The organism is Pseudomonas sp. I8001, from assembly GCF_013385345.1.
In the GTDB taxonomy this organism is placed as follows: Bacteria; Pseudomonadota; Gammaproteobacteria; order Pseudomonadales; family Pseudomonadaceae; genus Aquipseudomonas.
On the sequence record NZ_JACAQC010000005.1, the window covers coordinates 276733 to 289127 of the forward strand.

Annotated in this window: 13 protein-coding genes; 9 read left to right on the plus strand and 4 right to left on the minus strand. The window is 61.1% G+C overall.

Features of this window, described 5'->3' with window-relative positions; all coding sequences use genetic code 11:
• Window positions 1–58 precede the first annotated feature (58 nt).
• The gene (gene mscK, locus HX839_RS03025; protein ID WP_102604294.1) at window positions 59–3409 is read left to right on the plus strand and encodes a mechanosensitive channel MscK; all 3351 of its coding nucleotides are present in this window, start codon (window positions 59–61) and stop codon (window positions 3407–3409) included.
• 50 nt (window positions 3410–3459) lie between these two features.
• Window positions 3460–4923, plus strand: coding sequence for a protein adenylyltransferase SelO (gene selO / locus HX839_RS03030; RefSeq protein WP_177066707.1), 1464 nt, complete (start codon window positions 3460–3462; stop codon window positions 4921–4923).
• 6 nt (window positions 4924–4929) lie between these two features.
• Here selO and HX839_RS03035 read toward each other — a convergent pair whose 3' ends face one another.
• Window positions 4930–5331, minus strand: a complete 402-nt coding sequence (locus tag HX839_RS03035) for a type II toxin-antitoxin system HigA family antitoxin (protein ID WP_134325620.1) — start codon at window positions 5329–5331, stop codon at window positions 4930–4932.
• A complete protein-coding gene (locus HX839_RS03040; protein ID WP_093202502.1) occupies window positions 5328–5624 on the minus strand; it encodes a type II toxin-antitoxin system HigB family toxin in 297 nt (98 codons plus the stop codon). The genes HX839_RS03035 and HX839_RS03040 overlap by 4 nt, the downstream gene beginning before the upstream one ends.
• A gap of 235 nt (window positions 5625–5859) precedes the next feature.
• Between HX839_RS03040 and trxC the strand changes: the two genes are divergently transcribed.
• On the plus strand, window positions 5860–6294 hold the full coding sequence (trxC, locus tag HX839_RS03045; RefSeq protein ID WP_003209402.1) for a thioredoxin TrxC: 435 nt from the start codon (window positions 5860–5862) through the stop codon (window positions 6292–6294).
• Here trxC and HX839_RS03050 read toward each other — a convergent pair.
• Window positions 6282–6530: a DUF6124 family protein gene (locus HX839_RS03050; protein WP_003209399.1), complete on the minus strand. Its 249-nt coding sequence runs from the start codon at window positions 6528–6530 to the stop codon at window positions 6282–6284. The two genes, trxC and HX839_RS03050, sit on opposite strands and share 13 nt — an antisense overlap.
• A 441-nt stretch (window positions 6531–6971) precedes the next feature.
• Window positions 6972–7742 carry a ParA family protein gene (locus HX839_RS03055; protein WP_003209397.1) on the minus strand — a complete coding sequence of 257 codons (771 nt, stop codon included), beginning with the start codon at window positions 7740–7742 and terminating at the stop codon, window positions 6972–6974.
• 348 nt (window positions 7743–8090) lie between these two features.
• Here HX839_RS03055 and HX839_RS03060 point away from each other — a divergent pair, with 348 nt between their 5' ends.
• From HX839_RS03060 to HX839_RS03085, 6 genes are read left to right on the plus strand one after another with little or no spacing between them, the layout of a single operon-like run.
• Window positions 8091–8813: a beta-ketoacyl synthase chain length factor gene (locus HX839_RS03060; protein ID WP_008439188.1), complete on the plus strand. Its 723-nt coding sequence runs from the start codon at window positions 8091–8093 to the stop codon at window positions 8811–8813.
• Entirely contained in the window at window positions 8789–9601 is an 813-nt protein-coding gene (locus HX839_RS03065; RefSeq protein WP_177066708.1) for a 1-acyl-sn-glycerol-3-phosphate acyltransferase, read from the plus strand. Before HX839_RS03060 ends, HX839_RS03065 begins: the two co-directional genes overlap by 25 nt.
• Window positions 9579–9848: a phosphopantetheine-binding protein gene (locus tag HX839_RS03070; RefSeq protein ID WP_008439197.1), complete on the plus strand. Its 270-nt coding sequence runs from the start codon at window positions 9579–9581 to the stop codon at window positions 9846–9848. Before HX839_RS03065 ends, HX839_RS03070 begins: the two co-directional genes overlap by 23 nt.
• A gap of 9 nt (window positions 9849–9857) precedes the next feature.
• Window positions 9858–10112, plus strand: a complete 255-nt coding sequence (locus tag HX839_RS03075; RefSeq protein ID WP_003209389.1) for an acyl carrier protein — start codon at window positions 9858–9860, stop codon at window positions 10110–10112.
• The gene (locus tag HX839_RS03080) at window positions 10109–10654 is read left to right on the plus strand and encodes a membrane protein (RefSeq protein WP_008439202.1); all 546 of its coding nucleotides are present in this window, start codon (window positions 10109–10111) and stop codon (window positions 10652–10654) included. The genes HX839_RS03075 and HX839_RS03080 overlap by 4 nt, the downstream gene beginning before the upstream one ends.
• A complete protein-coding gene (locus HX839_RS03085; protein WP_177066709.1) occupies window positions 10651–12321 on the plus strand; it encodes an acyl-CoA synthetase family protein in 1671 nt (556 codons plus the stop codon). Before HX839_RS03080 ends, HX839_RS03085 begins: the two co-directional genes overlap by 4 nt.
• Window positions 12322–12395 lie beyond the last annotated feature (74 nt).

Here is a 12395-nt window from a genome sequence, read left to right on the forward strand (position 1 = left end):
CGGCGCGCCAGTCGATGTCGGGACGCCCCCTATTTTTCACCTTGCTCGACCGGTCTCTATGACAACCCTGCGCACTTTTCTCGCCACTGCCCTGCTGGGCCTGACTCTCTGCGTCGGCACCGTACACGCGGCCGACCCGCCCAGCATCGATTCCGTCCAGCAAACCCTGGACAAGCTGCCGGACCGCAAACTGCCCGACGCCGACATGAAGGCGCTGCAAAGCATCCTGCAGCAAACGCTCACCTTCCTGGGCAACCAGCAGGACTACCAGCAGCGCCTGGTGGACCTCAAGCGCCAGCTCGAAGACGCGCCGCGCCAGACCGTCGACAACCAGCGCGAACTGACCCGCCTCAAGGCCACCAAGGTCATTCCCGTCGCCCAGCGCTACGCCACCTTGCCCGTGCCACAGCTTGAACAACTGCTGGTGCAGCGCACCACCCAGCAAGGCGACCTGCAAAAGGAACTGGCCGACGCCAACAGCCTGACCATCGCGGCCCAGACCCGTCCCGAGCGCGCCCAGACCGAAATCAGCAGCAGCCAGACGCGCATCCAGCAGATCAACGCGACCCTCAAGGCCGGTAAAGACAACGGCAAGACCCTCAGCGGTGACCAGCGCAACCAGCTGAACGCCGAGTTGGCCGCCCTCAACGCGCTGATTCCCCTGCGCCGCCAGGAACTGGCCGGCAACAGTCAATTGCAAGACCTGGGCAACAGCCAGCACGACCTGGTGCTGGAAAAGACCGCGCGCCTGGAGCAGGAAATCCAGGACCTGCAAACCCTGATCAACCAGAAACGCCTGGCCCAGTCCCAGGAAACCGTGACCCAGCAGTCCATCGAAGCCCAGAAGGCCGGTGGCAGCAGCCTGCTCGCCACGGAAAGCGCGGCCAACCTGAAACTGTCCGACTACCTGCTCAAAAGCACTGACCGGCTCAACGAGCTGACCCAGAAAAACCTGCAAACCAAGCAGCAACTGGACAGCGTGACCCAAAGCGACTCGGCGCTGGACGAGCAGATCAACGTGCTCAAGGGCAGCCTGTTGCTGTCCAAGATCCTCTACAAACAAAAGCAGGCCTTGCCGCGCCTGACCGTGGACCGCGACCTGGCGGATGACATCGCCAACATTCGCCTGTACCAGTTCGAGGTCAACCAGCAGCGCGAACTGATCAGCACCCCGAGCACCTACGTCGACAGCTTGCTGGCCAACCAGCCGGCCGACCAGGTGACGCCACAACTGCGGCGCACCCTGCTGGAACTGGCGATCACCCGCAGCGACCTGCTGGAACGCTTGAGCCGGGAACTGAGCGCACTGCTCAACGAATCCATCACCCTGCAACTGAACCAGAAACAACTGCTGAGCACCGCCACCACCTTGCGGGCGACCCTCGACGAACAGATGTTCTGGATTCCGAGCAACAAGCCGCTGGATACCGAATGGCTGGAAACCGTACCGGCGCACCTGAGCAAACAGGTCAATACCCTGCCGTGGGCCTCCAGCGTCAGCGAGCTGTATGACGGCCTGACCCAGCGCCCGCTGCTGTTCCTGCCCCTGCTGTTGTTGATCGGCGCGCTGCTGTGGCGTCGCAGCTACCTGTATGCCCGGCTGAAAAAAATCCATATGGACATCGGCCACTTCAAACGCGACAGCCAGTGGCACACGCCGGTGGCGATCCTGGTGAATATCGCGCTGGCGATGCCGGTGGCCCTGGGCCTGGCACTCTGCGGCTATGCGCTGCAGATCGACGCCCGCGGGCAAAACGCCAACCTCGGCGCCGCCCTGCTGCAGATCGCCCAGGCGTGGCTGGTGTTCTACACCGCGTATCGGATCCTCGCGCCCGGCGGCGTCGCCGAGTTGCACTTCCGCTGGGAAAAACCCCAGGTCGAATTCCTCCAGGGCTGGGTACGCAAGCTCGGGCTCGTGGTACTGGCGTTGGTGGCCGTGGTGGCCATCGCCGAGCATCAGCCGGCAGCGCTGGCCGACGATGTGCTGGGCATCGGTGTGGTACTGACCTGCTACGCACTGATGGCGTGGCTGCTCGGGCGCCTGCTGCTCAACAGCCCGACCCACGAAAAAGCCTCGCTGTTTCGCAAGGCCGTGGGCCTGGTGTTTACGGCACTGCCGGTGGCGCTGTTTATCGCCGTATGTTTTGGCTACTACTACACCGCCCTCAAGCTCAGCGACCGGCTGATCAACACCTTGTACCTGCTGATGTTCTGGCTGGTGATCGAAGCCACCTTCGTACGTGGCCTGGGCGTTGCGGCACGGCGCCTGGCCTATGCGCGGGCCCTGGCCAAACGCCAGGCCGCCAAGGAAGCCGGTGATGGTGAAGCAGTGATCGAAGAGCCGACCCTGGACATCGAACAGGTCAACGAACAGTCGATGCGCCTGATTCGCCTGGCGCTGCTGGGCGGCTTTATCGCTGCGTTGTACTGGGTATGGTCCGACTTGATCTCGGTGTTTTCCTACCTGGACAACGTCACCCTCTACGAATACACCAGCGGCACCGGCGCCAATATCAGCATGGTGCCCATCAGCATCGGCGACTTGCTCGGCGCCCTGATCATCATCGGCATCACCTTCGCCCTGGCGCGCAACCTGCCCGGCCTGCTGGAAGTGTTGGTGCTGTCCAAGCTCGACCTGGCCCAGGGCAGCGCCTACGCCACCACCACCTTGCTGTCCTATGTGATTGCCGGCGTCGGGTTTGTCTCCACCCTGTCGACCCTCGGCGTGAGCTGGGACAAGTTGCAATGGCTGGTGGCCGCGCTGTCGGTGGGGTTGGGTTTCGGGATGCAGGAAATCTTCGCCAACTTCATCTCCGGCATCATGATCCTGTTCGAGCGGCCGGTACGGATCGGCGACACCATCACCATCGGCAACCTGTCGGGCACGGTGAGCAAGATCCGCATCCGTGCCACCACCATCACCGACTTCGACCGCAAGGACATCATTGTCCCGAACAAGACGTTCATCACCGGGCAACTGATCAACTGGTCGCTGACCGACACCATCACCCGGGTCACCCTGAAGCTGGGCGTGGACTACGGCTCGGACCTGGACCTGGTGAAGGAATTGCTGCTCAAGGCCGCCGCCGAAAACCCACGCGTGTTGAAGGACCCGGCGCCCCACGTGTACTTCCTCAACTTCGGTGAAAGCACCCTCGATCACGAACTGCGCATGCATGTACGGGACCTGGGCGACCGCAACCCGGTGATCGATGAGGTCAACCGCTTCATCAACCGCGAGTTCAAGAACCACCACATCAACATCTCGTTCCGGCAGATGGAGGTTTACCTGAAGAACCTGCATGGCCAGGAATACAAGCTGGTGCCGGTGGAAGAAGAAAACCGGACCATCCTGCCGCCCGCCCAGGACCAGGACCTGCCCGAGCCGCCGCCCGCCAAACTCGACTAAACGCGCTCTCCCCAGCAGAATGGTCGGACATTCTGCTCAGGAGATGGCCGTTGAAAGCCCTCGACGAACTGACCTTCGACAACCGCTTCGCCCGCCTGGGCGACGGCTTCTCAACCCATGTGCTGCCCGAGCCCATCGACGAACCGCGTTTAGTGGTGGCGAGCGAGGCAGCCATGGCGCTGCTGGATCTCGACCCCGCCGTGGCCGAAACACCGGTATTTGCCGAGCTGTTCGGCGGGCACAAGCTGTGGGCCGAGGCCGAGCCGCGGGCGATGATCTATTCCGGGCATCAGTTTGGCTCGTACAACCCGCAACTGGGGGATGGCCGCGGATTGTTGCTGGGCGAGGTGTACAACCAGGCCGGCGAGCATTGGGACCTGCACCTCAAGGGTGCCGGGCAAACCCCGTACTCGCGCATGGGCGATGGTCGTGCGGTGTTGCGCTCGTCGATCCGGGAGTTTCTGGCGTCGGAAGCACTGCATGCGCTGGGCATTCCCAGCAGTCGTGCGCTGTGTGTGATCGGTTCCACCACGCCGGTGTGGCGCGAGAAACAGGAGCGCGCCGCCATGGTGCTGCGCCTGGCCCACAGCCACGTGCGCTTTGGGCATTTCGAATATTTCTACTACACCAAGAAGCCTGAATTGCAGAAGCAATTGGCGGAGCACGTGCTGTCTCTGCACTTCCCCGAATGCATGGAACAGTCGGAACCGTATCTGGCGATGTTCCACGAAATCGTCGAGCGTAATGCCGAGTTGATCGCCAAGTGGCAGGCCTATGGGTTCTGCCATGGAGTGATGAACACCGACAACATGTCGATCCTCGGCATCACCTTCGACTTCGGGCCGTTTGCATTTTTGGACGATTTCGACGCGCAGTTCGTCTGCAACCACTCCGACCATGAAGGGCGTTATTCCTTCAGCAACCAGGTGCCGATCGGGCAGTGGAACCTGAGCGCACTGGCCCAGGCGTTGACGCCGTTTATCAGCGTCGAGGCGCTGCGTGAAACGCTGGGGCTGTATCTGCCGTTGTTCCAGGCCCATTACCTGGACCTGATGCGCCGCCGACTGGGCCTCACCACCGCCGAAGATGACGATCAAAAACTGGTGGAGCGCCTGCTGCAACTGATGCAGAACAGCGGCGTCGACTACACCCTGTTCTTCCGCCGGCTGGGGGATGAATCCGCCGCATTGGCCGTGGCGCGGTTGCGCGACGACTTTGTCGACCTCAAGGGGTTTGATGAGTGGGCGGATCTGTACAAGGCGCGCGTGGAGCGCGACGCCAGCGGCACAGAAGAACAGCGACGTGAGCGGATGCATGGGGTGAATCCGCTTTATATCCTGCGCAACTATTTGGCGCAGAACGCCATCCAGGCGGCGGAGCTTGGGGATTACAGCGAAGTGCGCCGGCTGCATGAAGTGCTGACCAAACCGTTTGAAGAGCAGCCGGGGATGGAACAATACGCCCAGCGGCCGCCGGATTGGGGGAAGCATTTGGAGATTAGTTGTTCTTCATAGCGCGACCTAGATAAAGGTCTCCACTGAAACCCCAAAGCGCTCCGCCAGCCAACGAATCTGCCGCAGGTTGAGCTGGCGTTTGCCACTAAGTACTTCAGAGACAACCGACTGCGCACCAACGCCCGGGAGATCACTTTGGGTCAAGCCATGCTCTCGCATCATTGAACGTAGCACTTCAACGCCACTGGCAACGGGCATCGGCCGGTGCTCGAGATCGTAGGCCTCGATCCAGTCACTGAGGATATCCACCAGGCTCATGAGCGGGCTGGATTCATCTTCGCCTATCAGGTCCAGCAATTCGTCGAGGGCGCTGACCAAGGTATCGTAGTCCGCCTCGTTTCTTGGCTTGCGCAGCAATGACGAAACAAATTGCCAGTGTTCGGCAGCCTGCCTGATGAGTGCGCTCATCTGATTTTCTCCTTCCATTTACCTTGCTCATATTCACGGTGATCGAACAGGTACTTGATATAAATTCGTTGTACTTGGTAATGCACGAAGGCAATCAACCTCAGCTTATTGCCCCCGATGTCAAACACATGGAACTGCCCGACTTTGTCTGTTGCAGGGAACATTCCTTTCATCGACGCAAAGTCGGCGGGACTGTTGCGTTTCATTCTGCGATACCACTCATCCAGTGCCGTGGCTGAATGCGGCCATCTTTCTTTCGCTTCCCATATCCTTTTTTCGCTGATCACTCGCATGCAACATCCTTATCGCATCTTGCTATGAAGGTTAGTCTTGCCGAAAAAATATCGCAATCTGCGATATTCCTTGGCGGACCAGTGGCGCAATTCCAAGCACCCTTCAACAGCCTAGATACGCCGCGATAGAAGTCACCACCAAAAATGTGAACGCGTACGTCACTAGCGTCGAACCTTGATAAACACCCTTCCCGGCTCCAAATAGAACCCATTGGCCACTTTCACGGAGCCCAGCATGTCCGACTCTCTAGTAATCCCCTGCCCCCACTGCAACGGTCTTAACCGCATCCCCAATGAACGCCTGGGCGATGCGCCTAAATGCGGGCGCTGCAAGCAACCGGTGCTGCTGAGCAAACCCTTTGAGCTGAAACAGGGCGATTACGCCAGCCAGATCAAGGGCGACCTGCCGTTGCTGGTGGACGTGTGGGCCGAATGGTGCGGGCCGTGCAAGTCGTTTGCGCCGGTGTTTGAGCAGGCCGCCGGGCAGTTGGCCGGGAAGTGTCGATTGGCCAAGCTCGATAGCGAGGCCAATCAGCAGTTATCCGCTCAGTTGGGGATTCGCTCGATTCCCAGCCTGATCCTGTTCAAGAATGGCCGGGAAGTGGCGCGTCAGAGCGGTGCGTTTCCGTTACCGCAGTTGATGAGCTGGCTGCGCAGTCAGGGCGTTTGAGGTAGCGGGACGCCCCGGTCCATCACTTGCCCCATCAGCAATACGCCCAATTCGCTCAATTGATGAATGGCCAACGCGACATCGCGCTGCTTGCCGGTGAGGTCGTCGGAAAGGTCGAGCAAGAGGGTGGTGACTGAGGAGAAGGTTTCGTAGGTATTGAGGATCAGGGTTTCGGTGGCTTGGCCGGGGCTGACTGTAAAAAGGTACGACGGGGGATTTGGAGTAGCTTTAAACATGGTCGACATTCCTGATTGGAGCCGCCATCTGATCGCTACTAAACGAATTAGGGTGGCAGCTGTACGCAGGTTAGTAGACCGGGAAATGTCGAAGCCGGCGCGCCCGAAGACGCCCTACGCACAGCTACCATCAAGCACAGACTCAGCGCCTGAAAGATGAAGCTTATGCACTTAACGACAAACACTCGGGCTACTAAACCCGATCACTGAGAATTCAGCGACCGAGCAACCTTAGAGACGCCCATCCAGACGCACAAGCCGGCGGATTCTGGCGTAACTGTAGGCAACGGCGCAAGACGACGATTTCCCTGTAGGAACAAAGACCAAATGTGGGAGCGGGCTTGCTCGCGAATGCGGTGAGTCAGTCAATAGAGAATTCGACTGATCCACCGCATTCGCGAGCAAGCCCGCTCCCACATGGGTGATGTGTTGCCTGCTAAATCACGCGTTTTCCAGCAAGTTATGCAATTCCACAAACTGCTGTGTCAGCTTGTGCCGTGGGTCCAGGTGGATCAGCGGCATGTTCGCCTGGTGCGATTCACGCATGCGCACCGAACTGGTGAGGTACACCGGCAGTACCGGCAACCCTTCGGCAATCAATTCATCCAGCATCTGCTGCGGCAGGCTCGCCCGGGCCTGGAACTGGTTGACCACGATGCCTTCCACTTCCAGCCCTTCGTTGTGGTCTTCCTTCAATTCTTCGATCTCGGCCAACAGGCCATACAGCGCCTGGCGGGAGAAGCTGTCGCAATCGAAGGGGATCAACACGCGATCAGCGGCAATCAGCGCTGAAACGGCATAAAAGTTCAGCGCCGGCGGCGTATCCAGGTAGATCCGGTCGTAGTCCTCGCTCAATTCATCCAGCAGCTTTCGCAGCTTGTTGATCTTGTGCTTGGCCTCGAGCTTGGGCTGCAGGTCTGCCAGTTCCGCGGTGGCGGTGATGACGTGCAGGTTGTCGAACGGGGTTTCGTAGATATCCACCTGGTTCTTCTTCGAAAACGGCCCGGAAGACAGGGTTTGCTTGAAGAAGTCGGCGATTCCCATGGGGATATCGTCTCCGGTCAGCCCGGTGAGGTACTGGGTAGAGTTAGCCTGGGCATCGAGGTCCACCAACAGGGTTCGATAGCCTTCGCTGGCGCTGACCGCCGCCAGGTTGCAGGCAATGCTGGACTTGCCAACACCGCCTTTTTGGTTGAACACCACGCGCCGCATGGAAAAACCTCCGTGTATCAATGAATGACCCGAGTGTAGAGGGCAAAAGCGCCCGTTAGCTACCTCGTTTGTTCCTGTACTACAGCATCAGAGGCTCTATCTCGCATAACAATTTCCCGTCTGTCCGACAAAGCAGGAATTGCCTGACACCTGCTGCCCTACCTGCATGATGGACAATCGGTAATTCTTTCCAGCGAATTTGTAATCATCCGTGAACAATTCTTTACCAAAGTTTGCTAGAACCCCGCAGCACCGGGATAATGCGCGCCATTCGGCGATTGCACCCTGTCCCGGTATTCGGGGCCAATGGCCGCACAAGGAAGCCCGCAGGGGCGGGATAACTTCTCAGTGATCAATTTCAACATCGCCCAATGGCGCGCCTGGGCTCCCGGGCTCGAAAGCGCGGACGACTGGCGTACCTGGTGCCGGCAGCCGATGTTGCTCGCCCGCAGCGACGCGGCACCCGACGTGTCCTTCCTGCCGGCCATGCAGCGCCGGCGCCTGAGCCGCCTGGCGCGCATGGCCTTCAGTGTGGGCTGGCCCCTGGCCGAAGGCTTGCAACAGCTGCCATTGGTGTTTGTTTCCCGTCACGGCGAAACCCCACGCACCCTCGATATTCTCAGCGACCTGGCCAACGACGAGCCCCTGTCGCCGACCCAGTTCAGCCTGTCGGTGCATAACGCGGTGATTGGCCTGTGGTCGATCCTGCGCAATGAAACCAGTGAAATGACCGCCCTCGCCGCCGCCGGCGATGGCCTGGAGCACGGCATGCTCGAAGCCGCTGCCCTGCTCAATGAAGGCGCACCGGCTGTATTGCTGATCATTACCGAGGAACAGCCCCCCGAAGCCTATGCGCGCTGGATCGAGGACGTGCCCTTCCCCTACGCCCTCGGCCTGCTGCTGACACCGGGCGACGAGTGGCAGCTGGAACTGAATACAGCCGCTGTCCAACCCACCACCAAAGCCCAGTGGCCCCACGCCCTGAACCTGCTGCGCACCCTGCTGAACGAAGAGGGCGCCTGCCAACATGCCTGGAAGAACCGAGTATGGAACTGGCAACGCAAGTCCTGACCGAAAAGCCCCGGAAGGCCTACTACTGGCGCCTGTTCGCCACTGCCACCGCCTTCGGCCTGTTTGGCCTCGGCGGCCTGTGCCTGCGTGTGCTGGTGTTTCCGCTGCTCAGTTGCCTGCCGGGTGATGCCAAACAGCATCAGCGACGCGCCCGCCACACCATCAGCTGCCTGTTCTGGTTGTTTATCCGCATGATGATGCGCCTGGGCATCCTGACCTACAGCGTCGAAGGCGCGGAAAAGCTTGGCCGCCCAGGCCAGATGATCATTGCCAACCACCCATCGCTGGTGGACGTGGTGTTCCTGATCGCCCAGATGCGCCAGACCAACTGCGTGGTCAAGCAGAGCCTGTGGCAGAACCCGTTCACCCGGGGCCCGGTGCGCGACGCCGGTTACATCAGCAACGACGGCAGCGCCGACATGCTCGACGCCGCCGCCGATGCCCTGCGGGACGGCCAGACCCTGATCATTTTCCCGGAAGGCACCCGCACCTCACCGGGCCAGGCACCGACCTTTCATCGCGGCGCCGCCGCCATTGCCCTGCGCGGTGCGAGCATCATCACTCCGGTAGTGATCAAGGTCAGCCCCACCACACTGACCAAGGCCGAACCCTGGTATCGCATCCCGAATCGCCGCTTTCACTTCAGTTTGCGCGTGGGTGCCGATATAGAACCACAGGCGTTTGCCGCACAAGGGCCCGCGCCCCAGGCATCACGCAAGCTCAACGATTACCTGCACCAGTATTTTATTAAGGAGCTCGCCGAAGATGAGCGACCAACACCGCCTTGAGCACGACATAAAAACGCTGATCATCGAGGCCCTGGGCCTGGAAGACATCAGCGAGAGCGACATCGGCAACGAGCAAACCCTGTTCGGCGAAGGCCTTGGCCTGGATTCAGTCGACGCCCTGGAATTGGGCCTGGCGATCCAGAAAAAGTACGGCATCAAGATCGATGCCGACGCCAAGGACACCCGCAATCACTTCACCAACGTGGCCAGCCTCGCGGCGTTCGTCACGGCCCGACAGGCAGCTTGAGACCGTACCATGCAAACTCGTGACGATATTTTCAACACCTTGCGCGACGCCCTGGTGGAACTGTTTGAACTGGAACCGGAACGCGTCACGCTCGACGCCAACCTGTACCAGGACCTGGAGATCGACAGCATTGATGCAGTGGACCTGATCGACCACATCAAGCGCCAGACCGGCAAGAAAATCGCCGCCGAAGAGTTCAAGGCCGTGCGTACCGTGAATGACGTGGTCGAGGCGGTCTACCGTCTGGTTCAACCGGCCGCATGAGCCGGCTGATCGGCCTTGGCCTGTTGCTGGCGGGGCTGCTGTACCCTTTTGCGGTGTATTACGGCACTGAGCATTTTGCCCCGTGGCAATTTGGCCTGCTGCTGGGCAGCCTGTGGCTGTTGCGCGCCCTGACCGGCGCCAGGCGCCCGGGCAGCCGCTGGATGGCGGCGGCGATCATTGTCTTTTGCCTGCTGCTCGCCTGGTTCGACAACCCGCAGATGCTGCGCTGGTACCCGAGCCTGGTCAGCGCCTTCATGCTGGCACTGTTCGGCCTGAGCCTGAAATACGGGCCGCCGATGGTCGAGCGCCTGGCGCGCATGAGCGAGCCGCAACTGCCCGAAGAAGCGATTGTGTATACCCGCCAGGTCACCGTGGTGTGGAGTGTATTTTTCCTGTGTAACGGCCTGCTCGCCGCCGCGCTCACCCTGTGGGCGCCGCTGAGCTGGTGGACGTTGTACAACGGCATGATCGCCTACGGGCTGATGGGGCTGTTGTTTGCCGTGGAATGGCTGGTACGACAAAGGGTTCGAGGCCGCGTATGAATTGGTTGAATCTTGAGCACTTGCTGCTTGAGCCTGTGGAGCAGCGTTTGGTGACCACCGAACCTGCCCTGGATCACCCACACCTGTGGGAGAAGTCCCTGAGCCTGGCCGGCGGGTTGCAAGCCCGGGGCATCCAGCGCCTGGCGGTGTACCTGGAAGATGCCGGCTTGCTGGCGATCGCCCTGCTGGGTGCGTGGCGAGCAGGCGTCAGCGTGTTGTTGCCTGCCGACCTGCAACCACAAACGCGCCAACGCTGGGACGATGCCGTCGACGCCTGGTTGACCGAGGCCAGCGACTTGGACGCGCTGTATCAAGCGCCATCAAGCGCCGAAGCCCTGGACCTGGATGCCTGCTGCCTGAGCCTGTGCACCTCCGGCTCCAGCGGCGAACCCAAGCGCATCGACAAAACCCTGCGGCAGATGGCCAATGAAGTCCAGGCGCTGGAAACCTTGTGGGGCGCCGACCTGGGCGAGGCGTGCATCATCGGCAGCGTCGCCACCCAGCATATCTATGGCTTGCTGTTCCGGGTGCTGTGGCCGTTGTGTGCCGGGCGCACCTTTGTGCGCCAACAGTTGGCATTTCCCGAGGACTTGCAGCGCGCCAGCCGCGAGCATGCGCAATTTGCCTGGGTCGCCAGCCCGGCGCTCCTCAAGCGCATGGGTGACAACCTCGACTGGCCAGCGCTTACACCGGTCAAACGGGTGTTTTCCTCCGGCGGCGCCTTGCCCCTTGAGGCCGCCGGCAGCCTGCATCAGCGTTTGCAGCAATGGCCGACGGAAATCCTCGGCAGCTCGGAAACCGGCGGCATCGCCTGGCGCCAGGGCGAACAACCGTGGCAGCCGTTTGCCGACGTGCAGCTGAGCCAGGACGCCGACGGCGCCTTGCGCATCGCCTCGCCATACTTGCCCGCCGGCCATGTCGAACAGACCGCCGACGCCGCCACCATCCACGCCGACGGCCGCTTCGAATTGCTCGGCCGCCTGGACCGCATCGTCAAGCTGGAAGAAAAACGCATCTCCCTGCCGATGCTCGAACAAGCGCTGATGGACCATGCCTGGGTCGCTGAAACGCGCCTGGGCGTGGTGCAGGAAAACCGCGCCTCCCTCGGCGCCCTCGTGGTGCTCAGCGCAGGCGGCTTGCATGCCCTGCGTAACCAGGGCCGGCGCACCGTCACCCAAACCCTGCGCCAGCACTTGAGCCAACACTGCGAAGCCCTGGCGCTGCCCCGCCGCTGGCGCCTGTTGCGCCAATTGCCGCTGAACACCCAAGGCAAGCTGCCCCAGGCCGACGTCGAAGCCCTGCTGCTGGCACCGCGCCCGAAAGCCCCGGAAGTACTGGAACAAGTCGAAGCCAACGGTGAATGGACCCTGCAACTGGCGATCCCGCCGGACCTCGCCTACTTCAGCGGCCACTTCCCGCAAACCCCGGTGCTACCGGGCGTGGTGCAAGTGGATTGGGCGCTGAGCCTGGGCCAGCAACTGCTCAAGCTGCCGGGGCCGTTCGCCGGGATGGAAGTGCTCAAGTTCCAGCAACTGGTACGCCCGGATGACCGGATCGAACTGCACCTGCGGTTCGACCAGGAGCGCGGCAAGTTGTACTTCGCCTACCGCAATGAGGCGGCCGCCTGCTCCAGTGGGCGGATCGTGCTGGGGAGGGTCAGTGATTAAGCTTTTGTGGCGAGGGAGCTTGCTCCCGCTGGAGTGCGCAGCGCTCCCAACCCAGGCACTGTGGTTTATCAGGC